Source organism: Xanthomonas sp. D-99, from assembly GCF_017746145.1.
GTDB lineage: Bacteria > Pseudomonadota > Gammaproteobacteria > Xanthomonadales > Xanthomonadaceae > Xanthomonas > Xanthomonas cissicola.
Genome location: NZ_JAGHWU010000016.1, coordinates 291,870 through 317,386, shown reverse-complemented (window position 1 = coordinate 317,386; position 25,517 = coordinate 291,870). Strand labels below are relative to the sequence as shown.

27 protein-coding genes are annotated in these 25,517 nt (G+C 65.4%); 15 read left to right on the top strand and 12 right to left on the bottom strand.

Features of this window, described 5'->3' with window-relative positions; translation table 11 throughout:
• Positions 1–6: 6 nt before the first annotated feature.
• Positions 7–465, bottom strand: a complete 459-nt coding sequence (locus J7360_RS08475) for an SUF system Fe-S cluster assembly regulator (RefSeq protein WP_003487759.1) — start codon at positions 463–465, stop codon at positions 7–9.
• Positions 466–640: 175 nt separating this feature from the next.
• Here J7360_RS08475 and J7360_RS08470 point away from each other — a divergent pair, with 175 nt between their 5' ends.
• Both J7360_RS08470 and J7360_RS08465 read left to right on the top strand, forming a co-directional pair.
• Positions 641–1,108: an SET domain-containing protein-lysine N-methyltransferase gene (locus J7360_RS08470; protein ID WP_003487757.1), complete on the top strand. Its 468-nt coding sequence runs from the start codon at positions 641–643 to the stop codon at positions 1,106–1,108.
• 102 nt (positions 1,109–1,210) lie between these two features.
• Positions 1,211–1,753, top strand: coding sequence for a type 1 glutamine amidotransferase domain-containing protein (locus tag J7360_RS08465; RefSeq protein WP_057662313.1), 543 nt, complete (start codon positions 1,211–1,213; stop codon positions 1,751–1,753).
• 112 nt (positions 1,754–1,865) lie between these two features.
• Here the strand turns inward: J7360_RS08465 and J7360_RS08460 are convergent, their stop codons facing one another.
• The 7 genes from J7360_RS08460 to J7360_RS08430 form a co-directional block, all read right to left on the bottom strand.
• Positions 1,866–2,462, bottom strand: coding sequence for a DUF1439 domain-containing protein (locus tag J7360_RS08460; protein WP_005913303.1), 597 nt, complete (start codon positions 2,460–2,462; stop codon positions 1,866–1,868).
• A gap of 55 nt (positions 2,463–2,517) precedes the next feature.
• Complete coding sequence (locus J7360_RS21635; RefSeq protein WP_057662315.1) at positions 2,518–3,060, bottom strand: hypothetical protein; 543 nt, start codon at positions 3,058–3,060, stop codon at positions 2,518–2,520.
• 56 nt (positions 3,061–3,116) lie between these two features.
• Positions 3,117–3,458 (bottom strand): DUF3861 family protein, encoded by a 342-nt coding sequence (locus tag J7360_RS08450; RefSeq protein WP_003489901.1) that lies wholly within the window; start codon positions 3,456–3,458, stop codon positions 3,117–3,119.
• 57 nt (positions 3,459–3,515) lie between these two features.
• The gene (locus tag J7360_RS08445) at positions 3,516–4,157 is read right to left on the bottom strand and encodes a M23 family metallopeptidase (RefSeq protein WP_007966167.1); all 642 of its coding nucleotides are present in this window, start codon (positions 4,155–4,157) and stop codon (positions 3,516–3,518) included.
• Positions 4,158–4,259: 102 nt separating this feature from the next.
• A complete protein-coding gene (locus J7360_RS08440) occupies positions 4,260–4,685 on the bottom strand; it encodes an HU family DNA-binding protein (protein ID WP_008571830.1) in 426 nt (141 codons plus the stop codon).
• A gap of 564 nt (positions 4,686–5,249) precedes the next feature.
• Entirely contained in the window at positions 5,250–6,104 is an 855-nt protein-coding gene (gene proC, locus J7360_RS08435) for a pyrroline-5-carboxylate reductase (protein ID WP_209033646.1), read from the bottom strand.
• Positions 6,105–6,147: 43 nt separating this feature from the next.
• On the bottom strand, positions 6,148–6,840 hold the full coding sequence (locus J7360_RS08430; protein WP_057662318.1) for a YggS family pyridoxal phosphate-dependent enzyme: 693 nt from the start codon (positions 6,838–6,840) through the stop codon (positions 6,148–6,150).
• A gap of 411 nt (positions 6,841–7,251) precedes the next feature.
• Between J7360_RS08430 and J7360_RS08425 the strand changes: the two genes are divergently transcribed.
• The 3 genes from J7360_RS08425 to J7360_RS08415 all read left to right on the top strand — a co-directional run bounded on the left by J7360_RS08425 (position 7,252) and on the right by J7360_RS08415 (position 10,694).
• On the top strand, positions 7,252–8,289 hold the full coding sequence (locus J7360_RS08425; protein ID WP_003489919.1) for a type IV pilus twitching motility protein PilT: 1,038 nt from the start codon (positions 7,252–7,254) through the stop codon (positions 8,287–8,289).
• Between the two features lie 98 nt (positions 8,290–8,387).
• A complete protein-coding gene (locus tag J7360_RS08420) occupies positions 8,388–9,518 on the top strand; it encodes a PilT/PilU family type 4a pilus ATPase (protein WP_003489921.1) in 1,131 nt (376 codons plus the stop codon).
• Positions 9,519–10,019: 501 nt separating this feature from the next.
• Positions 10,020–10,694, top strand: coding sequence for a YitT family protein (locus J7360_RS08415; RefSeq protein WP_016851096.1), 675 nt, complete (start codon positions 10,020–10,022; stop codon positions 10,692–10,694).
• 174 nt (positions 10,695–10,868) lie between these two features.
• On the opposite strand, the gene J7360_RS08410 is transcribed toward J7360_RS08415, so the two are convergent.
• Both J7360_RS08410 and J7360_RS08405 read right to left on the bottom strand, forming a co-directional pair.
• Entirely contained in the window at positions 10,869–11,795 is a 927-nt protein-coding gene (locus tag J7360_RS08410) for a DUF72 domain-containing protein (protein WP_176215041.1), read from the bottom strand.
• A gap of 7 nt (positions 11,796–11,802) precedes the next feature.
• Positions 11,803–12,375, bottom strand: a complete 573-nt coding sequence (locus tag J7360_RS08405) for a DNA-3-methyladenine glycosylase I (protein ID WP_078587306.1) — start codon at positions 12,373–12,375, stop codon at positions 11,803–11,805.
• Positions 12,376–12,642: 267 nt separating this feature from the next.
• Between J7360_RS08405 and J7360_RS08400 the strand changes: the two genes are divergently transcribed.
• The 5 genes from J7360_RS08400 to J7360_RS08380 all read left to right on the top strand — a co-directional run bounded on the left by J7360_RS08400 (position 12,643) and on the right by J7360_RS08380 (position 16,144).
• Positions 12,643–13,209, top strand: a complete 567-nt coding sequence (locus J7360_RS08400; RefSeq protein ID WP_209033644.1) for a YqgE/AlgH family protein — start codon at positions 12,643–12,645, stop codon at positions 13,207–13,209.
• A complete protein-coding gene (ruvX, locus tag J7360_RS08395) occupies positions 13,202–13,669 on the top strand; it encodes a Holliday junction resolvase RuvX (RefSeq protein ID WP_003489932.1) in 468 nt (155 codons plus the stop codon). The genes J7360_RS08400 and ruvX overlap by 8 nt, the downstream gene beginning before the upstream one ends.
• A gap of 13 nt (positions 13,670–13,682) precedes the next feature.
• Positions 13,683–14,630 (top strand): aspartate carbamoyltransferase catalytic subunit, encoded by a 948-nt coding sequence (locus J7360_RS08390; protein WP_007966179.1) that lies wholly within the window; start codon positions 13,683–13,685, stop codon positions 14,628–14,630.
• A gap of 327 nt (positions 14,631–14,957) precedes the next feature.
• Positions 14,958–15,392, top strand: a complete 435-nt coding sequence (locus tag J7360_RS08385; protein ID WP_007966180.1) for an OsmC family protein — start codon at positions 14,958–14,960, stop codon at positions 15,390–15,392.
• Positions 15,393–15,544: 152 nt separating this feature from the next.
• Positions 15,545–16,144, top strand: a complete 600-nt coding sequence (locus tag J7360_RS08380; RefSeq protein ID WP_015472432.1) for a glycine zipper 2TM domain-containing protein — start codon at positions 15,545–15,547, stop codon at positions 16,142–16,144.
• A gap of 343 nt (positions 16,145–16,487) precedes the next feature.
• Here the strand turns inward: J7360_RS08380 and J7360_RS08375 are convergent, their stop codons facing one another.
• Together J7360_RS08375 and J7360_RS08370 are read right to left on the bottom strand one after the other, a co-directional pair.
• On the bottom strand, positions 16,488–17,369 hold the full coding sequence (locus tag J7360_RS08375; protein ID WP_007966181.1) for a PhzF family phenazine biosynthesis protein: 882 nt from the start codon (positions 17,367–17,369) through the stop codon (positions 16,488–16,490).
• 31 nt (positions 17,370–17,400) lie between these two features.
• Complete coding sequence (locus J7360_RS08370; RefSeq protein WP_007966182.1) at positions 17,401–18,279, bottom strand: PhzF family phenazine biosynthesis protein; 879 nt, start codon at positions 18,277–18,279, stop codon at positions 17,401–17,403.
• Between the two features lie 181 nt (positions 18,280–18,460).
• Between J7360_RS08370 and J7360_RS08365 the strand changes: the two genes are divergently transcribed.
• From J7360_RS08365 to J7360_RS08345, 5 genes are all read left to right on the top strand, one after another.
• On the top strand, positions 18,461–21,070 hold the full coding sequence (locus J7360_RS08365) for a bifunctional aspartate kinase/diaminopimelate decarboxylase (RefSeq protein ID WP_057662329.1): 2,610 nt from the start codon (positions 18,461–18,463) through the stop codon (positions 21,068–21,070).
• Entirely contained in the window at positions 21,054–21,512 is a 459-nt protein-coding gene (locus J7360_RS08360; protein ID WP_017157219.1) for a hypothetical protein, read from the top strand. Before J7360_RS08365 ends, J7360_RS08360 begins: the two co-directional genes overlap by 17 nt.
• Positions 21,509–22,864 carry a UDP-N-acetyl-alpha-D-muramoyl-L-alanyl-L-glutamate epimerase gene (gene murL, locus J7360_RS08355; protein ID WP_057662332.1) on the top strand — a complete coding sequence of 452 codons (1,356 nt, stop codon included), beginning with the start codon at positions 21,509–21,511 and terminating at the stop codon, positions 22,862–22,864. Before J7360_RS08360 ends, murL begins: the two co-directional genes overlap by 4 nt.
• Complete coding sequence (gene murD, locus J7360_RS08350; RefSeq protein ID WP_057662335.1) at positions 22,845–24,251, top strand: UDP-N-acetylmuramoyl-L-alanine--D-glutamate ligase; 1,407 nt, start codon at positions 22,845–22,847, stop codon at positions 24,249–24,251. The genes murL and murD overlap by 20 nt, the downstream gene beginning before the upstream one ends.
• Before the next feature lie 312 nt (positions 24,252–24,563).
• Positions 24,564–25,364, top strand: coding sequence for a dienelactone hydrolase family protein (locus tag J7360_RS08345; protein WP_057662338.1), 801 nt, complete (start codon positions 24,564–24,566; stop codon positions 25,362–25,364).
• Positions 25,365–25,517: the final 153 nt, after the last annotated feature.

Below are 25,517 nucleotides of genomic sequence, written 5' to 3'. Positions count from 1 at the left end.
TACAGGTCAGGTGGTCGCGACGCGTGCGGCGATGGAACGCCGACGGGTGTCGCCAGGGAGAGAAAGGGGCTGCAACATCTGCGCGAGCGTGACGCGACGCAAGGCATCGCCGACCACGTCGTTGATCAGGCGCCAGTTCGAGCGCACGCCACAGCGCTGCGCGATACCGCACTGGCTGTGGTCCTGGCTGCATTCGGTGATCGCCAACGGACCTTCCATCGCTTCGACGATCTCCACCAGGGTGATGTCGCTGGCGGCGCGCGCAAGTCGGTAGCCGCCGTGCACGCCGCGCAAGCCTTCAACCAGGCCCGCCTGCGACAACGGCTTGAGAATCTTGCTGACAGTCGGCGCTTCCAGACCGGCCTGTTCGGCCAGCTCGCTTGCGCTGAGCACCTGATCGCAGCGTGCCGCCAGGACGGTCAGCACGACGGTGGCGTAATCGGTGAGTTTGGTGACGCGCAACATGGAGGAGAAGACGAAATCCGAAAGCGGACCGAAATTGTACTCTTTCCAGTAAGGCAGGGCCAACGGCGCGGTTCAGCCGCCGGCAAGCGTGGCCCGTTGCGGTGCACGCTGCGCTTGTGCTTGGCGCATTGGCGCGCTGCGGTCACAATGAGCGGCCCCATCACTGGACCCCTACATGTCGCGCAAAGTTGCCGCCCGCAAGTCTCGTATCCACGGCAATGGCATGTTCGCCCTCGCCCCGCTACGCAAGGGCGAGCGCATCATTCAGTACAAGGGACGGCTGCGCACGCATGCCGAAGTGGATGCCGACGACACCGGCGACGTGGAGAGCGGGCATACCTTCTTGTTTACGCTCAGCGACGACTACGTGCTGGATGCCAACTACGAAGGCAATGTCGCGCGCTGGATCAACCATAGCTGCGATCCTAATTGCGAAGCGGTGATCGAAGAAGCCGAGGGCGACGACCGCCGCAAGGACAAGATCTTCATCGAGGCCAAGCGCGACATCAAACCCGGCGAAGAGCTCACCTATAACTACGGCATCACCCTTGCCGAGCGTCACACGCCACGCCTGAAGAAAATTTGGGAATGCCGCTGCGGCTCGAAGAATTGCACCGGAACGATGCTGCAGCCCAAGCGCTGAGCATGAAGGTGGCGTCAGGCGCTGACGCCACGCACACATCGGTTCACAGGTGCGCAACGGCACGCTTTCTAGGTTTGGGCTTCTTTTTATGAGGAGCCCCATATGTCTTATTCGCTTACAGGCAAGACGGTTGCCGTGCTGGCCACCGATGGCTTCGAGCAATCCGAACTGACCGAGCCCAAGCGCCTGCTGGAAAGCTGGGGTGCCAAGGTCGAGGTCATCGCGCCAGGCGACGGTGCACAGATTCGCGCTTGGAATCACACAGATTGGGGCGATTCGGTAACGGTCGATCGGCAGCTAGATCAGGCAACAGCCGAATCCTACGACGCGCTGGTCTTGCCTGGCGGCGTACTCAATCCCGATACGCTGCGCACCGATGAGCAGGCAATCGCATTCATTCGCGCGTTTTCGACCGCACAAAAACCAGTGGCGGCGATCTGCCATGGACCGTGGCTGTTGCTCGAAAGCGACTTGGTCCGCGACCGCCAGATCACCTCATGGCCGTCGGTCAAGACGGACCTGATCAATGCCGGCGCGCGCTTGCAGGATGCCGAAGTGGTGGTCGATGGTCAGCTGATTACCAGCCGCAAACCGGACGACATTCCTGCGTTCGCCGCGGCAGTGGCCGAGGCCTTGGCTGCATAGGCTCCTCACTGGCCAGTGTCAGCTCGAAACAAGAAGGCCCGGCGCAGGTGCGTCGGGCCTTTCAATTTGGAGTGGTGCGTGGGTTGCGCCATCGACGCCAACCCACGCGGGCCTACTTCCCGGACAGCGCTGCCGCGGGCACCAGCTGCTCGATGTTCTGGTTGAAGTTGACCGCCACACGCCCGTTCTGAATGCCGACCGATTCCACCTGCACCGCACCCATCACGGACGCAATCGCCGGATCGATCCGGTAGATCGGTTCCTTGCGCGCGTAGTCGGCCAGCCAGGTATTGAGCAGCTGCCGCGTGCTGTGGTCGAGCTTTGCGCCCGCGTGGGCGGGGCGGAAGTCGTCGATGCTGGGTTGGTCGAGATAGAAGCCCTGCTTGGCCACGTCGTAGCGCAGTGCGCTGGTCAAGGTCACATTGCCGACCGGTGCAGGAGCGCCGCCCGCGGTCGCCACGGCAAGATCGAACGCCATCTTGAGCCGATCGCCTGGCGGCAACGAGAGCGCCGGGTTGCTGACCGTCATTGCGATCAGCCCGCCCAGTGTGTCGTGTGTCTGCGGGAAGCGGCCACCCAGATACTGCTGCAGGTCGCTGGCCTGCACGCTGATCTGTTTTCCCTGGATCTGCGGTGCGGCCCAGGCGCTGGTAATGGGCATTGCCAAGGCGAGGGCGAGCATGGATCCGGCAAGCGAACGCAGTTTCATCGGGTGACTCCGGCAACATGTGACATCACCTTAGTCGGCGCCGGTGAACCACGGGTTAGCGCAACACCGGTTGCAGCGTAGCCGAATAGATTTCCCAGCCATCGCTACCGGCGCGGGGTTGCAGCCGGTATGCGCCGACCAGGCGTTGCGTGCCGGTGGTGGTGCGTACCGTCAATTGCACCGGCACTTCGATACGCTGTGGCGGCTGCGCCTGATCCAGCGCAATGGGCGGGTCGTTGTTGATGCGTATCGATTGGATGTTGGCGATGGCGCGCAAGGCAGCGTCGTCCGGCACCGGGGCAGGGCGGCCGCCGGTCCATAAGGCATCGGCCTGCGCGCGCGCCGTTCCCGGCAACGCGCCGAGGTAACGTTGAACGGTGGCGCTTGCTTGGGCGTAGTTGGCCAGCGCAAGAGCATCGGTGGGATTGGCCGCAGGGGCAGGTGATGCGGTCGTGGTGCCGGCAGTGCCCTTATCGAGAGGGCGCGATGTGCTCGCAGCATGCGTCGCCGACGCGTCGGTTGCCTGCGGATCGCCAGTGCGATGACAGCTGCAACCAGAAAGTGCGGCTGCGACAACGAGTATTCCCATCCAGCGCATGGCGCGTCCCCATCCCCGAGGTGCGCAGTGTAGCGGGTACGTGCGGCGATGCGTCTTCAGGCACCGGTGGCGGGGTGCACGCGCTGCAGGCGTTCCAGCAGTAGCTGCAGTTTGGGACGCAATGCGTCCAGTGCATCGCTGGGCTGCGCGCGTGGGCGGGCCGCCAGGTCTTCCAGCAATTGCGAGCCTACGGTCAGTGCCGCGCATTCGTCGCTGCTCAGATCGCGGCGCAGGTGTAGTTCTTCGAGCAGCCGCATCCAGTCGGCGCGCGAACGTTGTTCGAATTCGATGGTGCAGCGGTCGTCACAAGGGCGGCCGTCGTTTTCGATGGGCGTGACCGTGATGCGATAGCGTTTGCGGGACATATGGGTCGCGTCGTTCTGGGCTGTGCTCACCATAGGCGCAGGACGCAACCGTCTCGATAGGGTGGCCCATGACGCAGTGTTCCAACGTGCTCAGTTTGCTGGCTGTGCGGCGGGTTTGCGCAGGAGCGGCAGCGGATCGTACGCACCGTTGCGTCCATAGACACCATAGTGCAGGTGTGGCGGCGTGCCGCGCGCGTTGCCGGTGGTGCCGACCTTGCCAAGCAGGGTGCCGGGCTCGACCACATCGCCTACTGCTAGGCCGGCAGCCCAGTCGTCAAGATGCGCGTAGTAATGCCGTTCCATCGCCGGACCCAGGAGCCAGACCTGTTTTCCGCCCAGGCCCTGGTCGCGGATGGCGCTGACCACGCCGCGCGTTGCCGCCACCACCGATGTACCGCGTGGCGCGAAGATATCCACGCCCGCGTGTGTGCGGTCGCGGCCACGGGGTGCGCCAAAGGTGTCGGCAATCTGTCGCGCACGCACGCCTTCCACCGGCACATGCAACTGCGCAGGTGGCGGCATTTGCGACAGCTCCCAGCTGGTACGGAGCTGATGGGCGATTGGCAGCTGCCAGGCCCAGCGGGTTGCTACTGCCAGCACGCACAACAGCGCAATGGAGACAACCATGCTGCGCAGCCGACGTGCGGGGCTACGTGTGGAAGCTCGGCGTGGCGACGATGGCAGGGTGTTCGACGGACCGGTCACGGGCACCTGCAGATGGCGAATCAGCATGCAGGGTAGGGCAGTGCCGATGAGCGGTATGTGCTGCACTGTCTGGGACGATAAAAAAAGACGGCCCGCAGGCCGTCTTCGTGATACCGGATGCGTGCTCGATTAGAGCGCCGCGTCCTTCAACTTCTTCAGTGGACGTGACTTGAGCTTGGTGGTCGCAGGCTTGGCGGCGAACATCTGCTCTTCCTTGGTGAACGGGTTGATGCCCTTGCGCTTCGGCTTGGCCGGCACGTGCACGGTGGTCAGCTTGAGCATGCCCGGGATGGTGAAGCTGCCGACGCCCTTCTTGCTCAGCGATGCGTGTGCGGTGGCTTCCAGCGACGCCAGCACGGCGCGGACGTCCTTCGGAGCCAACTGGGTGCTTTCGGCAATGTGCGCGACCAGGCCGGTCTTGCTCAGTGCTTCCTTGATCGGCTTGGGCGCAGCGGACTTGGCGGCAGCGGCCTTGGCCGGCTTTGCGGTCTTGGTCGCGGCGACCTTTTTCACTGCCTTCTTGGGGGCAGCCTTCTTAGCGGCGGTTTTTGCCATGAGTGATGTGTTCCGTATTCGTTGGTGGTGTTGGGTCTGCCGACCCAGTCGGCAACGCGAAATGTAGGGCAACTGCTGCGCGCCGCCAATAGGCAAACGATGAAACAGCACGAAAAAAGCATCTTTCGACGGGGATTCGTTCACCAGCGGCAGAAAAAACGGACAAAACGCATCGGCTTGCCCGTGCCATGCGCACGTTCGCTGCAGGTCTGACGCACAGCAGCAGATCGTTTGCGCGAGCAAAGGCCGCAACGCGCATCCGTGAGGACGATGCAGCCAGCCGATAAGGCCAGCCGTTTTGGGGGATGCACGTAACGGGGGCCACGCGCCGACGAGATGGCTGCCATCGATTGCAAACGTGGACGCGCGTTGCATGTGCGGCAAATAGATCGGTTTTTGGGCGCGATGCAGCCTTCGGCGCCGTATCGCCCTGCATCCACCTTCCGGCGATCCAGGCGCTGGCGCGGCGCTTTGCGCAGATGTTCGAATTCGTTTTCGTCTTGCCATGCGCGCCGCGCAAAGGTGCCACGCGATGCGCTAGATACAGACGCCGCCGCGTTTCAATCAGCCATTGGCAGCGGACAAACTGCGGCCGCGTTCGGTCGCTGCGGCAATGGCCTGGGCGGTGAGGGCTTCAAAGCCGCCGGCCTGGAACGTCTCGATGGCGGCGTGGGTCGTACCGTTTGGCGAGGTCACGCGGCGACGCAGGACCTCCGGTGGTTCGCCCGATTCGGTGAGCATGCGTGCGGCGCCGAGCAGCGTTTGCAGCACCAGGGTGCGCGCGGTTGCGGCGGGCAGGCCCTGCGCTTGCGCGGCAGCTTCCATCGCTTCTGCCAAGAGGAAGACATAGGCCGGTCCGCTGCCGGAGACCGCGGTCACCGCATCCATCTGCGCTTCGTCGTCGATCCAGACGGTGACGCCGGCGCTGCCCAGCAGTTGGGTGGCCTGTTGGCGTTGCGTCGCGGACACACGCGCGTTGGCGTACAGCCCGGTGACGCCGGCGCCGAGCAAGGCGGGTGTGTTGGGCATGGCACGAACCACGGCGATATCGCCGCCCGACCAGCGCTGCAGCTGCGTGGCGGTGATGCCGGCCGCGATGGAAACCAGCAGCGGTTGTTTTGCCTGCGCAAGGTCGGCCAGTTGCGTGCACACCATTGGCAAGATCTGCGGCTTGACCGCCAAAACCCAGGTCGTGGCCGCATCGACAGCGGCGCGCGCATCCTCGACGACCTGCACGCCGAAGTCGCGCGCCAAGGCTTCGCGTAGATCGGCCACCGGCTCGGCCACGCGGATGCTGGCAGCCGGCGCCCCCTGCCGGATCAGCCCGGCGATCAGGCTACGCGCCATGTTGCCGCCGCCGACGAAGGCGATGGACGTCGTAGCGGAAGACGAGGGCGAGGACGAAGCAGGTGTGTTCATTGCAGCACCTTAATAAGACGAGTCGATGTGGGAGGCGATGCGATCAGGCAGAGGCGTCCGGCGCCCGACCGCGCGCGCCGAACAACGCCGTGCCCACCCGCACCATGGTGGCGCCGGCCGCGATCGCTTCGGCGAAATCCGAGCTCATGCCCATCGACAAGGTGTCCACCTGCCGATGACGGGCCTGCAGCTGCTGGAACAGCGCCTGCATGCGCGAAAACGCAGCCTGGCGTCGTGCCTGATCGGGGAACGGGGCAGGGATCGCCATCAGTCCGCGTAGCTGCAAGCGTGGTTGCAGGGCGATCGCTTCGGCCAGGCTGTCGATCGCTTCGGGTGCGCACCCATGCTTGCTGTCCTCGTCGTCGATGTTGACCTGGATCAATACATTCAACGGCGCGCGGTCGTCCGGGCGGTGACGCGCCAGCAGCGGAATCAATTTGGCGCGGTCCACCGTCTGCACCCAATCGAAGCATTGGCTCGCCAGTTCGGCCTTGTTGGATTGCAGGTGGCCGATCAAATGCCATTCCAGATCCAACGCACGCAACTGGGCGATCTTGGCGTCGGCTTCCTGCACGTAGTTTTCGCCAAAGGCGCGCTGGCCCTGCGCGGCCAGGGCGGCAACGGCGTCGGCCGGCTTGGTCTTGGAGACCGCCAGCAGCCGCACGTCGGCACGCGCTTGTGCGGCCGCTGCGGCGTGGATGGCATCGAGAATCTGTTGCAGCGACGAAGCCGGCACGTGGCGTTCCGGAGAAGGCGGGAGCGCTATAGTGCCGCCCGCAGACGCTTCCATCCAGTTGGGGGCTGCCGGACGCCTGGATCGATGCGCCGGCGCTGCGCGCGTTTAAGAGGAGTGTCTGGAAGCAAGGTGGGCAACCGTCTCCAAGCCCGACCAAGGCCCGGGGCGATGGACTGGCAGTGCGACCCGCTACGCGCGGGCAAGCGCTGCGCTCGCCAGCAAGTCCTTGATGCCACCGCGCACCAGCCATTCGGCCTTGGGCCGTTCCGCAGCCGGGCGCAGGCAACAGTTTCAGCCAGACGCGTCGCGGCCGGCCTGAACCGGCGACAGGCCGCTTCCCGCCGGCAGCCAGAACGCTATACTGCCGGCCGGGGAGTACCTTCCAATCGCAGCCTAGGGGAAAAGCAGCGCATGGATATCGCTGAACTATTGGCGTTTTCTGTCAAGAACAAGGCATCGGACCTGCACCTGTCTGCAGGGCTGCCGCCGATGATCCGTGTCGATGGCGATGTCCGTCGCATCAATATTCCGGCTCTGGACCACAAGCAGGTGCACGCGCTGGTCTACGACATCATGTCGGACAAGCAGCGTCGCGATTACGAAGAATTTCTCGAGGTCGACTTCTCGTTCGAGATTCCGTCGCTGGCGCGCTTCCGCGTCAATGCGTTCAACCAGAACCGCGGCGCCGGTGCGGTGTTCCGTACCATTCCGTCCGAAGTGCTGACGCTGGAAGACCTTGGCTGCCCGCCGATCTTCCGTCAGCTGATCGATCAGCCGCAGGGCCTGATCCTGGTGACCGGCCCGACCGGCTCGGGCAAGTCGACCACGCTGGCCGGCATGATCGACTACATCAACAAGAACGAATACGGCCACATCCTCACCGTCGAGGACCCGATCGAATTCGTCCACACCTCGCAGAAGTGCCTGATCAACCAGCGCGAGGTGCACCGCGACACCCACGGCTTCAACGAAGCGCTGCGCTCGGCGCTGCGCGAAGACCCGGACATCATCCTGGTCGGCGAATTGCGCGACCTGGAAACCATTCGCCTGGCGCTCACCGCTGCGGAAACCGGTCACTTGGTGTTCGGCACCCTGCACACCAGCTCGGCGGCCAAGACCATCGACCGCATCATCGACGTGTTCCCGGCCGGCGAAAAGCCGATGGTGCGCTCGATGCTGTCCGAATCGCTGCGCGCTGTGATTTCGCAGGCGCTGTTGAAGAAGGTCGGCGGCGGCCGTACCGCAGCATGGGAAATCATGGTCGGCACCCCGGCCATCCGCAACCTGATCCGCGAGGACAAGGTGGCGCAGATGTATTCCTCGATCCAGACCGGCCAGCAATACGGCATGCAGACGCTCGACCAGCATCTGCAGGACCTGGTCAAGCGCAGCCTGATCACGCGCAACCAGGCCCGCGAGTACGCCAAGGACAAGCGGATATTCGAGTAGCCGGGATTGGGGATTCGCAACGGCGGTTCCCTGACCGGACCCCGCTCTTGCGAATCCCGAATCTCCACTCCCGAATCCCTGCTCCAGAGGAGCACGCCATGAGCACCATCGACTTCACCTCCTTCCTCAAGCTGATGGCGCATCAGAAGGCGTCGGACCTGTTCATCACCTCGGGGATGCCGCCGGCGATCAAGGTGCACGGCAAGATCAGCCCGATTACCCAGACCCCGCTGACCGCGCAGCAAAGTCGCGATCTGGTGTTGAACGTGATGACGCCGTCGCAGCGCGAGGAATTCGAAAAGACCCACGAGTGCAATTTCGCCATCGGCGTGTCCGGGGTCGGGCGTTTTCGTGTGAGCTGCTTCTACCAGCGTAATCAGGTGGGCATGGTGCTGCGCCGGATCGAAACGCGCATCCCCACCGTGGACGAGCTGAGCTTGCCGCCGGTGATCAAGACGCTGTCGATGACCAAGCGCGGCATCATCATCTTCGTCGGCGCCACCGGGACCGGTAAGTCGACCTCGCTGGCGGCGATGATCGGCTACCGCAACCAGAACTCGACCGGGCACATCATCACCATCGAAGACCCGATCGAATTCGTGCACAAGCACGAGGGCTGCATCATCACCCAGCGCGAGGTCGGCATCGACACCGACAGCTGGGAGAACGCGCTGAAGAACACCCTGCGCCAGGCGCCGGACGTGATCATGATCGGCGAGGTGCGCACCCGCGAAGGCATGGACCATGCGATCGCCTTCGCCGAAACCGGCCACCTGGTGTTGTGTACGCTGCACGCCAACAACGCCAACCAGGCGATGGACCGCATCATCAACTTCTTCCCCGAAGATCGCCGCAACCAGCTATTGATGGATCTGTCGCTCAACCTCAAGGGCGTGGTCGCGCAGCAGCTGATTCCGACCCCGGATGGCCGCAGCCGTCGCGTGGCGATGGAAATCATGTTGGGCACGCCGCTGGTGCAGGACTACATCCGCGACGGCGAGATCCACAAGCTCAAGGAGATCATGAAGGAGTCCACCAACCTGGGCATGCGCACCTTCGACCAGAGCTTGTTCGAGCTCTACCAGGCCGGCGAAATCAGCTACGAAGATGCGTTGCGCTACGCCGACTCGCAGAACGAAGTGCGCCTGCGCATCAAGCTCTCGCAGGGTGGCGATGCCAAGACCTTGTCGCAGGGCCTGGACGGTGTAGAGATTTCCGAAGTGCGCTGAGTGCTGCGCGCCTCGGTGCCTGCGTGCACCGGGTGCCAGTGGCGACGGGTAACAAGCGCGGGGATCGGACCAGGCATGCACGGAGCTGAGCTGCTGCCGCCACGGTGACGCCGCCCGTCTGCGCGTGGCTGCCATTTCGTGCCCGGCGTGCGGCCGGCGTTGCGCCAGGATCGCACTGCCGACGCGGTCCTGGCCGCCGCGTGGAGGGAGCGCCTGAGCGCGCCAGGGAAAACGACGGTCCGGCTCGAATCGTCCGCGCGTCTGCCGGCGATCGAGGAGCGCGGCCATCCCTTTATCGCGCTGCTCCGGCATGCCCGGCTGCTGCGGAGGGGGGCGGCGGTCGACGGCCGGCCGAGGTGCCCCGGTCACGCACCGGCCTGGCGAGGCCTGCCCGGTTTCAGATGTAACCGGGTGGGTCGATAGTGTCTAATATCGCACCCCACTGCAGTGCCCAAGTCCGTGAGCCTTCCCGATTCCGATCTGCGACCGGAGCAAGAACCCTTGCCCGACGATGGTGCCGTGGTCACTGCCGGCCCGCTCACTCCTCCGCCGGATTCGGCCGGAACTGCCGCCGACGACCACGCCTTCCATCATTCGGTGGCTGAGGATGCGCAAGGCATGGTGCTGGCGACCCTGGTCGCATCGCTCGGTCTGGCGATCTTCGCCAAGGGCGGGCTGATGATCGGCGGCATGGCCGGTGTGGCCTTCCTGTTGCACTACGCACTGCACTGGAACTTCGGCCTGGTGTTCGTGCTGGTCAATCTGCCGTTCTACTGGCTGAGCGTGCGCCGGATGGGGTGGGAGTTCACCCTGAAGACCTTCGCGGCAGTCGGCGCGTGCGGCGTGCTGACCAACCTGCTGCCGCGCTGGGCCGACTACGCGCACATGAGCACGGCCTTTTCGGCGATCGTCGGCGGGGCGCTGTCTGGCCTGGGTATTTTGTTCTTCATTCGCCACCGGGGCAGCCTGGGCGGCATCGGCATCCTGGCGGTATACCTGCAGCGCGAGCGTGGCTGGAGCGCCGGCAAGGTGCAAATGAGCTTCGACGCGATGCTCATGCTGGTCGCTTTCTTCGTGCTGACCCCGGACAAGGTGCTGTATTCGGCCATCGGCGCCTTGATGCTGAGTCTGGTGCTGATGTTCAATCACCGCCCGCACCGGTATATGGGCGTGTGATGCGTGCCGAAGATCACTCGCATGGCGCGTCCAGGAGCGGCTGACCATCCGTCGCATGCAGCTGTCAGCGGGCGCGGCTGGCGCGCCCAGAACTGCAGCGTGCCAGCGATGCATGCCGCTTTCCGTGCACCGGCCAGGCCCGCCTGGCGTTAGCACCGTCGTTTGTCAGCAGTTCTAGGTGTTTTCGCGTGCCGGGCAGTTGGTAGGCAACTGCAGCCGTTGCATCAACCCGCGCGCATCGAACGGCGCATGCACCTTCATGTCGTTGTCGAAATAACAGTACACATCGCGCATTGCGCGTTTGCGGGCGCGTGCGCCGACGCGGGCTGCATCGTCCGGTTCGGCTCCGCCGGCCCACGCGGCGATGCGTGCTGCCCAGCGATCCAGGGCGGGATCGCTGTAGCCGCTGGCGTACAACTGCGCATCGCCATGCAGACGCACATAGACGAAATCGGCGCTGACGTCCTCCAGGTACGGGAATTTGCCTGCGGTGTCGGCGACCACCACCGCGACATTGTGACGCCGCAGCAGCCGCATGCAGGCCGGATCGCAGAAGCTGTCGTGACGCACTTCCAGTGCGTGACGGATCGGTCGCCGGCGATCGATTGCCAGCGCGCTGCGGCCCTGCATCAGCGCGGTGTCGCGCTTGCGCGCCCTCGCCAACGCGGCCTCGCTATCGCGCGGCAGGCTGCCGAGAAATGCGTCCAGCAGCTCGGCATCGAACCGTAGGGTCGGCGGCAACTGCCACAGGATCGGGCCCAGTTTGGCGCCCAGCCGCAACACTCCGGAAGCGAAGAAGTTGGCCAGCGCCTGCTCGCAATCGCGCAGGCGCTTCATATGGGTGATGAAGCGCGGGCCCTTGACCGAAAAGACGAAATCCTCAGGCGTTTCGTCATGCCAGCGCTGGAAGCTTTCCGGGCGCTGCAGCGAATAAAAGGAGCCATTGATTTCCACGCTGGGAAAGCGGCCCGCGGCGTATTCGAGCTCGCGCCGTTGGGCCAGGCCAGCCGGGTAAAACGTGCCGCGCCAGCGTGCGTAACGCCAGCCGGAAATGCCGATGCGAATAGCCATAACCCCGAGCATTTCGCGTGCGGCGTGCAAGAGGTGTCTAGCCGCGCTGGACCGTGCGAGTCTTTGCCGGCTTCTGCGCCTGCAACCAGGGCGGCGCCAGTGCCCGGATCTGCGCAAACACCGGGCACTGGGCATGATGCGCGCCAGGGAGATAGCCCAGGCTCATCAGGAACTCGCCGGTGATTTCGCCGCCGGTGAAACGAAAGGTCTTCTTGAACAGCTTGACCCAGGCCGCCTTGTCGAGCGGGTGGTGGGCGTCCAGCCATTGCGCGAAGCTGCCGTGGGTGGCACGTAGCGCCTGGATGACCTGTGCGTTGTGGATTGCCGCCAGCACCTTGAGACGATTGCGGATGATGCCGGCATCGCCCATCAACCTGCTGATGTCCTGGTCGCCATACGCAGCAACGGTGTCCACGTCGAAGCCGTCGTAAGCCTGCTGGAAATTGACGCGCTTGCGCAGGATGGTTTCCCAGCTCAGTCCGGCCTGGTTGATCTCCAGGACCAGCCGCTCGAACAACTCGCGTTCGTCGCGCTGCGGAAAGCCGTACTCGTGATCGTGGTAGTGGCCATGGACCGGATGGCCTGGGGCGATGCTGCAATAACCGCTCATGTGGGTGCCTGTGGTTGTGGGGCGAAGCTTGCCAATCGCGCGCCAGTCGCTGCCACGGCGGGCGAGCAGCAGTTGGCGCAGAGGCCGGGATGCCGTTTGCGCGGCCGCACCGCTTCGGCGGCGCTGCAAGTCGCACTCATCGCGTTCAAGCTGAACGCGTCGGTCGGGCGCTGCAGATGGGCCACCGCGAAGGCAGCCGCATCGGCCGGCAAGGCCCAGTATGGCAGCGGCTCTGCGCGCGGCGAAGCGAACGGCTAGAATGCGGCCATGTCTGTTTTGCCCACGCCTCTGGCCAACCAACTGCTGATTGCGCTCCCGGCGCTGTCCGACCCCACCTTTTCGCGCAGCGTCGCGCTGATCTGCCAGCACGACGAGAACGGCGCCATGGGCGTGCTGGTCAACCGGCCCTCCGAATACACCCTGGGCGAAGTGTTGTCGCAGATGGGTATCGACACCGACGATGAGCCGCTGCGCGAGCAGGTCGTGCTCAGCGGCGGGCCGGTGCACCCCGAGCGCGGTTTTGTGATCCATGACGATGCGCGCGAATGGGATTCCAGCCTGGAAGTGGGGCAGGGCGTGTTCCTGACCACCTCGCGCGACATCCTTGAGGCGATGGCGGCCGGCAACGGCCCGCGCAATGCGCTGGTCGCGTTGGGTTGCGCGGGTTGGGGCGCCGGCCAGCTGGAATTCGAACTGGGCGAAAACAGCTGGCTCACCGCGCCGTCGGATGCCAATGTGCTGTTTGCGACCGCGCTGGAAGATCGCTTGCAGACTGCTGCCGGGCGTATCGGCGTGGATCTGTTCCGGCTCACGGATTATTCCGGGCATGCCTGAGGCGGGCGCGATCCGCCCCGATGGCACGGTGCTGGGCTTCGACGTGGGGTCGCGCCGGATCGGTGTGGCGGTCGGAAGCGCGCTCGGCGCCGGCGCGCGCGCGGTGGCCGTTATCAATGTGCATGCCAACGGCCCGGATTGGGGTGCGTTGGACCGCGTGTACAAGCAATGGCGCCCGGACGGCCTGGTGATCGGCGACCCGCTCACGCTGGACGACAAAGACCAGCCCGCACGTAAGCGCGCGCACGCGTTCGCCCGCCAGCTGCGCGAGCGCTATGCGCTGCCGGTTGTCCTGATCGATGAGCGCTCCAGTTCGGTCGAGGCTGCGCAGCGTTTCGCGCGCGAGCGTGCCGATGGGCGCAAGCGCCGCCGCGATGCCGAAGCGCTCGATGCGATGGCCGCCGCGGTGATCGTCGAACGCTGGTTGGCCGCACCCGACCAAGCCACCCTTCTTCCTTGACTCCCGACCTGCGATGACCACCATGCAACTCGATTCGGACGGACGCTTGCGCCACCTGCTCACCCTGGAAGGACTGCCGCGCACCACGCTGCTGCAGTTGCTCGACCGCGCCGGCCAGATCCGCGATGCAGCGGTCGGGCGCGTGGGCAAGCGCAGCGTGCTGGCGGGCACTGCAGTGTGCACGCTGTTCTTCGAACCCTCCACGCGCACGCGCAGCTCCTTCCATCTGGCGGCGCAGCGGCTGGGCGCGGACGTGCTCAATTTCGATGCATCCACCTCATCCACCCGCAAGGGCGAAACCGCGCGCGATACTTTGAAGAATCTCGAAGCGATGGGCGTGCGCGGCTTCGTGGTGCGTCACCCCGACGACGGCGCGGTGGAAGCGCTGGCGGCTGCCGCGGGCGAGGGCACCGCGCTGATCAATGCCGGCGACGGACGTAGCGCGCATCCCACCCAGGGCTTGCTCGACATGCTCACCCTGCGCCAGGCCAAGGGCACCGATTTTTCCAAGCTCAAGGTCGTCATCGTCGGCGACGTGAAGCACTCGCGCGTGGCGCGCTCGGACCTGCATGCCTTGCGCACGCTGGGCGCGGGCGAAATCCGCGTTTGCGGGCCGGCCAGCCTGCTGCCCGAGGACGACATGCTGGAGGGCTGCGTGGTCGGTCAGGATTTCGATGCCATGCTCGAAGGCGCCGACGCGCTGATGATGCTGCGCCTGCAGCGCGAGCGCATGGAAGAAGGCCTAGTGCCCTCGCTGGAGCAATACCACACCGAATATGGTCTGACCCGCGAGCGCCTGGCGCGTGCCGGTCGCGACGCCGCGGTGCTGCACCCGGGCCCGATCAACCGCGGCGTGGAAATCACCGATGAAGTGGCCGATGGCGCGCAATCCTGCGTGCTGCGGCAGGTCGCCAACGGCGTTGCCGTGCGCATGGCCGTGCTGGAAACCCTGCTCGGCTGAGCGCGGCTGCGCCGCCGTATTGTGAGTCGCTCCAGGAGCGGCGCCCCCACCGTGCAACCAACGCGCGGTGGCCTTTGATCCATGAAGCGTCGATTGCGATGAGGCAGCGGCCTCTCGCCGAACGTCCACCGTGGTCGGTCGCGCGGTGGCGTTCGATGCGCAACTGCATGCGTGTAGACAAACAGGCGCTTGCCGCCTAACGTGCCCGGCGGTCTGCTCTTGCGAATCCCGATTCCCGAATCCCGAATCCCGAATCCCGAATCCCAGCACCACCAGCTAACACCCACTCACCTATCGTGGGCGCTCCTTTCAGCGCAGGAGATCGCAATGGGTATTTCACGTCACGCTACCGCTCACTGGGAAGGCGACCTCAAGACCGGCAAGGGCCAGCTCAGCACGCCCCAGAGCGGCCTGATGGACAACACCCGTTATGCCTTCAGTAGCCGCTTCGGCGACGAGAAGGGCACCAATCCGGAAGAGCTCATCGCTGCCGCGCATGCCGGCTGTTTCACCATGGCGTTGTCTGCGCAGTTGACCGAAGCCGGTTTTCCGCCGACCTCGCTAGACACGCGCGCCGATGTGGATCTGTCGATGGAAGGCGGTCCGCAGTTGTCGCAGATTCGCCTCAAGCTCAAGGGCGTGGTGCCGGGTATCGATGAGGCCAAGTTCCGCGAGCTGGCAGACACTGCCAAGAAGAATTGCCCGGTGTCCAAGGCACTGAGCGCCGTGCCGATCAGCCTGGAAACCGAGTTTTCCAGCTAATGCCAATACCGCTGCGACGCGTCGGCGCAAACGCCCGGCGCGCGCAGCTGGCGGCAACCTGAATAGGGCTTTTTACGGCCGGTTTGGTTCAGTGCGGTTTCACTGGCGCAGGCCGAGCATCGGCAGCGTGTCCTCCCTATGAAGCTGCCGCAATGAAAACTCTCGTGCTTGGTGCTCTGGTGATGGGTCTGGTCGTGGCCGGCAATGCCACGGCGCAGCGCTATGACAGCGGCTACCGCGATTACGGCCGCAGCGGCTACGAGGATGGCCGTTACGAATATGCGCGCGTCGTGCGCGTGGATCCGATCATCGTTGCCGACTCGTACAACGAACGCACCAGCGAACGTTGCTACGATCGTCCCGCCGATGGTTACTACACCAGTAATGACGGGTACTACCGCGACGGCGGCTACGCCCAGGCCGGTGTGTCCGATCGCGGCGTGGCCAGTGTCATTGGTGGTATCGCGGGCGCCGTGCTCGGCAGCCAGGTCGGCGGCGGCAATGGGCGTCTGGTCGGCACCGCCGTTGGCACCATGGCAGGCGTAGCGGCGGGCCGCTCGATTTACGAGGCCAATCACCGCACGTACCAGGGCAACGTGAGGGTCTGCGAGCCGGTGTCCTACCGCCGCGAACGCGACCGCGTGGATGGCTACGACGTGACCTACGAATACGCTGGCCGCACATACCACACGCGTAGCGACTACAACCCGGGCGACCGTATCCGCGTGCGCGTCGACGTGCGCCCTGACTGATCAGTGCCGGATGGATGCGGTGCCGCTGGTTCCGGTATCGGGCTGAAAAGAACGCTGCGGGCAACCGCAGCGTTCTTGCGTTTTGCGGCGCGATCGCGGGCTGCAATGGCGCCTCAACAAGGCTTGGGCGCTGATCGATGCGACGCACCTTGCTGTTTCACACAAGCGCTGATGCGCGGTGCACGGGCCGTGATCGGAAATTGGCTGCACCTGCAGGCCACCTCGCTGCGTTGGATCCTGCGCCGCAGCGTTGCTACCGCCCTAGAACGTGTGATGCACGTTCAGATGAGATGCGTTGGCCGCTGACGGCCAACCCGCCGGGAAGCGCCCTGTGGCTCGTCGACTAAGCCCAGTCCAGCGTGCCGCGAATCACCGTCTGCACCTGGCCACCCGACCACACGTCGCCGTCGGCATCGATGTGCAGTTCCAGCAAGGCATCGAAGCCGATTTCGCGGCCCTGGCTGACCACATAGCGACGCTCGGTGCCGGGCAATGCGTCACGGCTGTCCAGCCATGCGGCGAGGACCGCATTGGCCGCGCCGGACGCCGCATCTTCGAAGCGCCGGCCATTGCCGACGAAGGCACGTACTGCCAGGTCGTAGGCGCCCGGTGCGGCGGCGCGTGCATACGCAAACACGCCCATGCTGCCGGTAGATTCTGCCAACCCGGCGATCGCGTCCCAGTCCGGCTGCAGGCCGCGCAGCGCGGCTTCGCTGTCCAGTTCCACCACCCACCACGTGCGGCCGCCGTCCATCAGCGCAGGCGGTAGCGTCCCCAGTGGCCAGCCCTGCAAGGCATCGCGCAGGCGCGGATCGTCGGCGTCCACCTGCTCGGCCACGCGTGCGCGTGGCGTGCGGATCGCGATGCTGCGGTGGCCGCCGCGCTGCTCAACGCGCAGCGGCAACTGACCAGCGATGCCGTCCTGCACCAGGACGCCGTCCTGTGGTGCGGCCAGGCCGGCCTCGAGCACGGCATGCGCAGTGCCCACGCTGGGGTGGCCGGCAAACGGCACCTCTTTTTGCGGCGAAAACATGCGCAGCCGATAGCTGCTGTGCGCGTTTTCGACGGGGACGACGAAGGTGGTCTCCGGCAGTTTGGTCCAGCGTGCGATGGCCTGCATCGCCGCATCGTCCAGACCTTGCGCATCCAGCACCACTGCCAGCGGATTGCCGCTGCCGGGGCGGGCGGAGAACACATCCAATTGCAGGAAACGGCGAGTGGTCATGGGCGTTGATCCGCAGTGAGGGCGCGGCAGCTTACCAATCGATGCGGCCGTCGATCACCTGCAGCGTCGCTCCGCCAATCCAGACTTCGCCTTCCGCGTCCACGTCCACATGGACGCGGCCATCGCGGCCAACCTCGCGGCCCTGACTGGCGACGTAGCGCGACTGCTCTCCGGGCAGGCGGCCATCGCCATGCAGGCGTGCGGCAATACAGGCATTGGCGCTGCCGGTCACCGGGTCTTCCGGAATGCCATCGCCTGGGCAGAAGGCACGGACGACCAGGCCTGCGTCGTGGTCATGCATGGGCGCATAGATGGCCAGCCCGCAGGCGGCACTGGCCTGGGTCAGGCGCGCAATGGCGGCAAGGTCCGGGGCTGCCTGCCGTACCGCCTGTGCGTCGGCCAATTCCAGCAGCCACCAGTTCGGGCCGTTGTTCCAGAGCGCGGCCGGCTGCGCGCCCGCGCGCAGGCCAGCGCAGGCGGCGCGCAGCGCGTCGGCGTACGTGTCGCCCGTGTCGATGGCGCGTGCGCGCGGCGCGCGCAGCCGCACCAGCAAGGCGCCGTGTCGGTCGAACACGTCCACCGGCAGCACGCCGGCTGCGCATTGCTGGCGCAGCCGGCCGTCGGGCTTACAGGCGGTCACGCCGTGGGTCACCGCCGCCCACGCTGCGCCGACGCTGGGGTGGCCGGCAAACGGTAGCTCGGTCCGCGGGGTGAAGATGCGGATGTGGTAATCGGCATCGGGCACGCTGACCGGCAGGAAGAAGACCGTCTCGGACAGATTCAGCCACGCGGCAATCTGCTGCATTTGCGCAGACGACAACGTCTCTGCATTGAAGACCACGCCCAGTGGGTTGCCGCTGCCGGCCCGGGCGGCGAAAACATCCAGTTGCAGATAGCGGTGCTTGCGCATCGTGGGGAAATCTCGATCGAAGGAGGGCGCGGCGATGGTTGCAGGGCAAACCGACACGGCAGTGGACGTGCGACGGCACGCTGTGATCGCACGCGGGGCCATGCGAGCGGCATTGGCAGTAGAATCGGAGGTTCCGCTCGGCATCCCGGGCATCTTCCCCCCATCCTAAACGCCTATCTCAATGTCAGCTCCCCACTCTACCGATCGTTGGATCGTCCTCAAGTTCGGCGGCACTTCGGTGTCGCGTCGTCATCGCTGGGACACGATTGGAAAACTGGCGAGCAAACGGGCGAACGAAACCGGCGGCCGCGTGCTGGTGGTGGTGTCTGCATTGTCGGGCGTGACCAACGAGCTCACCGCCATTGCCGACGGCGCCGCCGATAGCGCGCAGCGCGTGGCGGCACTGGACCGACGCCATCGCGAATTTCTGGCCGAGCTCGAACTGGACGCCGATGCAGTGCTGGGCGAACGGCTGGCCGCACTGCACGCAGTGCTGGGCGATGCGCGCGCTGCAACGCGCACGCTGGATTGGCAAGCCGAGGTGCTGGGGCAGGGCGAGTTGCTGTCGTCCACCATCGGCGCGGCGTATCTGCATGCCAGCGGCCTGGACATGGGGTGGCTGGATGCGCGCCAGTGGCTGTCCGCACTGCCGCCGCAGCCCAATCAGAGCGAATGGTCCAAGCGGCTGTCGGTCTCGTGCCAATGGCAGTCCGACGCCGATTGGCGCACGCGTTTCGCCTCGCAACCGACGCGCTTGCTGATCACGCAAGGCTTCATTTCGCGTCATGCCGATGGTGGCACCGCGATTCTGGGCCGTGGCGGTTCGGATACCTCGGCGGCGTACTTCGGCGCGCTGCTCGGCGCCAGCCGGGTGGAAATCTGGACCGACGTGCCTGGCATGTTCAGCGCCAACCCGAAAGAAGTGCCGGATGCGCGGCTGCTGACCCGGCTGGACTATTACGAAGCGCAGGAAATCGCAACCACCGGCGCCAAGGTGCTGCATCCGCGCTCGATCAAACCGTGCCGCGATTCCGGCGTGCCGATGGCGATCCTGGACACCGAGCGCCCAGATCTGCCGGGTACCAGCATCGACGGCAATGCCGAGCCGGTGCTGGGCGTCAAGGCGATCAGCCGCCGCAACGGCATCGTGCTGGTGTCGATGGAAGGCATCGGCATGTGGCAGCAGGTCGGCTTTCTGGCCGACGTGTTCACGCTGTTCAAGAAGCACGGCCTGTCGGTGGACTTGATCGGTTCGGCCGAGACCAACGTTACCGTGTCGCTGGATCCTTCGGAAAACCTGGTCAACACCGATGTACTGGCGGCGTTGTCGGCCGATCTGTCGCAGATCTGCAAGGTCAAGATCATCGTTCCTTGCGCGGCCATCACCTTGGTCGGACGCGGCATGCGTTCGCTGCTGCACAAGCTCTCCGACGTGTGGGCCACGTTCGGGCAGGAACGCGTGCACATGATTTCGCAGTCGTCCAACGACTTGAACCTGACCTTCGTCATCGATGAAGCCGATGCCGACGGTTTGCTGCCGATCCTGCACGCGGAACTGATCGACAGCGGTGCGATGCCGGTCAGCGAAGGCGAGGTGTTCGGCCCGCGCTGGCGCGAGATCATCGGCTCGGTACGTCCGCGACCCACGCCGTGGTGGCATGCCGAGCGCGCGCATCTGCTGTCGCTGTCCAAGGCCGGGACGCCGCGTTACGCATACCACCTGCCCACGGTGCGGGAGCGTGCGCATGCGCTGGCGCAGATTGCCGCGGTGGATCAGCGCTATTACGCGATCAAGGCCAATGCGCATCCGGCCATCTTGATGGCGCTGGAACAGGCCGGCTTCGGGCTGGAATGCGTCTCGCACGGCGAATTGCGCCGCGTATTCCAGGCGCTGCCGGAACTGTCGCCGCGGCGCGTGCTGTTCACGCCGAGCTTTGCGCCCAAGGCCGAATACGAAGCGGCCTTCGCGCTGGGCGTGACGGTGACCGTGGACAACGTCGAAGCGCTGCGCAACTGGCCCGAGGTGTTCCGTGGCCGCAATATCTGGCTGCGCATCGATCTGGGGCACGGCGACGGGCACCACGAGAAGGTCAACACCGGCGGCAAAGCGTCCAAGTTCGGCCTGTCGTCCACGCGCGTGGATGAATTTGTCGAGGTGGCGCGCACGCTCGAACTCACCATCACCGGCGTGCATGCGCATCTGGGCAGTGGCGTGGAGACCGGCGAGCACTGGCGGATGATGTACGACGAGTTGGCCGGCTTCGCGCGCCGTATCGGCACTGTGGAAACCATCGATATCGGTGGCGGCCTGCCGATTCCGTACAGCGCCGAAGACGAGCCGTTCGATCTGGAGGTGTGGGCCAAGGGCCTGGCCGAGGTCAAGGCCGTGCATCCGGGCTACCGCCTGGCGATCGAGCCGGGCCGCTATCTGGTGGCAGAAGCCGGCGTATTGCTGGCTAGCGTCACCCAGGTGATCGAGAAGGACGGCGTGCACCGCGTGGGCCTGGATGCGGGCATGAATACTTTGATTCGCCCGGCGTTGTACGACGCCTGGCACGACATCGAAAACCTCAGCCAACTCGACGCGCCGGCCGATGGTACGTTCGATATCGTCGGGCCGATCTGCGAATCGTCGGACGTGTTCGGCAAGCGTCGCCGGCTGCCTGCGACCACCGCGCCGGGCGATGTGGTGCTGGTCGCCGATGCCGGTGCCTACGGCTACTCGATGGCCAGCACCTACAATCAGCGCGAATTGCCGCGCGAAGAGGTGATCGATGCGCCCACTGGCTGAGTTCGTCGCACTCAGCACGTTGGCCGGTGGCGTGGCGATGGTGTTTTCCACCGCCATCGACATCGCCGGGCAACCGGCCCCGTGGACCGATAGCTTGAAGTGGGCAATCCCCGCGTTGGTCGCTGCCGGCATCGGCGCGTGGAGCGCAGCGCTCTGGCAGCGTCGGCGTGCCCAGCGGGCACGAGCGCAGCACGCCGGCGGCATGGCATTGCGCACCGTGGTGCTGGGTGCGCTTGGCTATCTGCCGGCGCTGCTGCTGTATCTGCTGGTCGCGTTGGCCATCACCGGCGACGCAACGGTGATTCGCTCGGACGTGATGCTGCTGCTGTTCGTGATCGGTTGCCTGCCGCTGCTATGGGCGGCGGTGCCGTTTTCCATGATTGAATATGTCCTGTGCCGACGTTATCTGCGTCGTGTACGTGTTTCTGCAGGTAGTCCATGAGCGCTTTCGACAAACATCAGATGTCCACCTTCCGTTTCGTGCGTTGCGCACTCGACGCGCAGACCGGCGTGGCCACGCTGGTGTATGCCTTCGATCAAGGTCCGGAGCTGGTCGAGACCGTGGCAGTGCCGGGCGCCCCTTTTGTGCTGGAAGGCGCGCAGGCGACTGCCGTGCAACAGGCGTTGCGGCTGCTGCATCTCATTGCAGGGATCAGTTATTTCAAGGCTGCTGTGCCGCCGAACATCGCCATCGACAGCTACGCCATCGATGCCGAGACGGCCGCGCTGGTGGAAAGCGTGTATCTGCACGGCCTGGGCGAATTTGCCTACCGAAATGGCTTGCATCTGCACGGCAAGATCCACTTCCCGGTGGCGGCGCAGGCCTCTGCCGCCGCGCCGGCAGTGGGGTTGCGCGAGCATGCGCTGGTGGCGATCGGTGGCGGCAAGGATTCGCTGGTCAGCATCGAGGCGCTGCGCCAGGCCGGCGTGGCGCAGACCGTCAGCTGGATCGGCGGTTCGCAACTGATCCGTGCCTGTGCAGAACGCACCGGTTTGCCGGTCCTCAACATCGGCCGCGTGCTGGCACCGGAATTATTCGAACTCAATCGCCAGGGCGCGTGGAACGGGCATATCCCGGTGACCGCGGTGAACTCGGCCATCCTGGTGCTGGCGGCGCTGCTCAACGGGGTGGACCAGGTGGTGTTCTCCAACGAACGTTCGGCAAGCTACGGCAGCCAGATTCCCGGCACCGGCGAGGTCAATCACCAGTGGTCCAAGGGCTGGGCGTTCGAGCAGGCATTCGGCGATTACGTGCAGCGGCATGTGGCGGCCGATCTGCGCTATTACTCGTTGCTGCGGCCGCTGTCCGAGTTGGCGGTGGCGCGGCAATTCGCCAAGACCGATCACTACGACGCGCACTTTTCCAGCTGCAACCGCAACTTCCACATCATGGGCGAGCGCCCGGTGCATCGCTGGTGCGGCGTGTGCCCGAAATGCCATTTCGTGTTCCTGGCGCTGGCGCCGTTCATGCCCAAGACGCGGTTGGTCAACATCTTCGGACGCAATCTGCTCGACGATGCGACCCAGGCCGGCGGCTACGACGCGCTGCTGGAATTCCAGGACCACAAGCCGTTCGAATGCGTGGGCGAAGGCCGCGAATCGCACGCGGCGATGGCGGTGCTGGCCAGCCGCGCCGAGTGGAAGGAGGACGCGTTGGTGAAGCGCTTCATCCGTGACATCCAGCCGCAACTCGACCCAAGTGATCTGCAGGTCGAGCCACTCATGGCCATCGATGGCGAGCACCGGGTTCCGTCGACGCTGTGGGAGCGCGTGCGTGCGAATTTCGCAGCTTGAAGGCAAGACCGTTGCGTTGTGGGGCTGGGGGCGCGAAGGACGCGCAGCGTATCGTGCGCTGCGCGCGCAGCTGCCGACGCAAGCGCTGACGGTGTTCTGCAACGCCGAAGAGGCGCGCGAGATCGAGGCGCTGGCAGATGCGGCCTTGCAGGTGGAAACCGATGCCAGCGCGCAGGCGCTTGGGCGATTCGAGATCGTGGTGAAGTCGCCCGGCATCAGCCCGTATCGCGCCGAGGCACTGGCAGCTACCGCGCAGGGTACGTGCTTCATCGGCGGCAGCGCGTTGTGGTTTGCCGAACACGCGCAGGCGGACGGCAGCGTGCCTGGCGTCATTTGCGTGACCGGCACCAAGGGCAAGAGCACCACCACCGCGCTGCTGGCGCACCTGCTGCGCGCGGCCGGGCATCGCACCGCATTGGTCGGCAATATCGGCCAGCCCTTGCTGGAAGTGCTGGCACCGCAGCCGCCACCGGCGTATTGGGCGATCGAGTTGTCCAGCTACCAGACCGGCGATGTCGGGCGCAGCGGCGCGCGCCCCGAGCTGGCGCTGGTGTTGAATCTGTTTCCCGAGCATCTGGACTGGCATGGCGACGAAGCGCGCTATGTGCGCGACAAGCTGTCGCTGGTAACCGAAGGCCGGCCGCGGATTGTCTTGCTCAACGCTGCCGACCCGCTGCTTGCCGGGTTGCAGTTACCCGATAGCCAGGTGCGTTGGTTCAATCATTCCGCCGGCTGGCATCTGCGTGGCGACGTGGTGTACCGCGGCGAGCAGGCCATTTTCGATACCGCCGATGTGCCGCTGCCGGGCGAGCACAACCGCCGCAACCTGTGCGCGGTGCTGGCGGCGGTAGAGGCCTTGGGCCTGGATGCGGCGGCACTTGCGCCGGCGGCAGCGAGCTTTCGTACATTGCCGAACCGCTTGCAGTGGCTGGGAAGCGTGGATGGCATCGGCTACGTCAACGATTCGATCAGCACCACCCCTCATGCCTCGCTGGCGGCACTGGCGTGCTTTGCGCAGCGACGCGTGGCGCTACTGGTTGGTGGCCATGATCGCGGGCTGGATTGGCACGATTTCGCCCAGCAGATGGCGCAGCGGGCGCCGCTGGAAATCGTGACCATGGGCGCCAACGGCCCACGCATCCATGCATTGCTGGCGCCGCTGGCCGAGGCGGGGCGCTTCGGCTTGCATGCGGCCAACGATCTCGAACACGCCATGGGACTGGCGCGCGCTGCGCTGGGCGAGCAGGGCGGCGTGGTGCTGCTCTCGCCGGGGGCGCCCAGCTTCGGCGCCTACAGCGACTACGTAGCCCGCGGCCGGCATTTCGCCCAGCTGGCAGGGTTCGATCCGGCAGCGATCAGCGCGATTGACGGATTGGGTATCCACTAGAAGCCGCCGACAGGAACCGGCGCGGTTCATCGCCAGGCAGGCGCGGCCGTGATGTCTCACCCCGATAGTGCCGCTCCTGAGCGCTGTCCAAGGTTCACCTGAGGGCTGTCCGCTACGTGTTGCTGCCTGGCCCAGTTCCGAGGTCAAGGCGTTGCCCGGGTCGCCCCGAAAACCGTAGCTCGCCACGGATGCGGATACGCCCGGTGCGCTTGGCCCAGCCAACTGGCCGCGCCGCTGCCGGCCGCGCCGATGATGACCCCTCCTGCACGGTGCCAGCGCCTACACTCGCCACACCATCCTGGGAGCAAGCACATGTACAAGCAACGGACATGGCGTGGCGTTGGGTTGATCGGTGTCCTGGCTTCGCTGGCCTTCCCCGCAGCAGCGGCGATGCAGGCCAAGCCGCTGGAATGGAAGATCGGCAAGGACACCTACAGCGGCGTGCTGGTGTACGACGATGCCGGCGATGCCAAGCGCCCGGGCCTGGTGATGGTGCCCAACTGGCGCGGTGTCAACGACTCGGCGGTGACCAAGGCCAAGCAGCTGGCCGGCGACGATTACGTGGTGCTGGTGGCCGACGTGTACGGCAAGGGCAAGCGCCCGGCCAATGACAGCGAGGCTGGGCAATTCGCTGGCGCCCTGAAAAAGGATCCGCCGGAGCTGCGCGCACGCGCGCTCAAAGCGGTAGAGGTGCTCAAGGCGCAGGCCGGCAAGGCGCCGTTGGACGCAGCGCGCATCGGTGCGGTGGGCTTCTGCTTCGGCGGTACCACGGTGCTGGAACTGGTGCGCTCAGGCGCGCAGCTGGCCGGTGTGGTCAGCCTGCATGGCGGCATCGCGACTCCCAGCCCGGCCGCCGCCGGCTCGGCCAGGACGCCGCTGCTGGTGCTCAACGGTGCCGACGACAAGAGCGTGAGCAAGGCGGATATCGCCGCGTTCGAAACCGAAATGAATGCCGCCGGCGCGGATTGGCAATTCGTCAATTTCAGCGGCGCGGTGCATTGCTTTGCCGAGGCAGATGCCAACAGCCCGCCGGGCTGCCTGTACAACCCGCGCGCGGCCAAGCGGGCGTATCGCATGCTGGGCGATTTCTTCGAAGAGCGGTTTGGGCGATAAGCCGGGATTAGGGATTGGGGAGTCGGGATTCGCAACAGCGTGGTCCCGTACTCCAATGCATCAATCCCGGGTTGTGCTCAGCGGTCTGCGCCTAACAATCGTTTGGCCATCACATGTCGGGATTCGTAAGGTGCGACCAATCGCTTTTGCGAA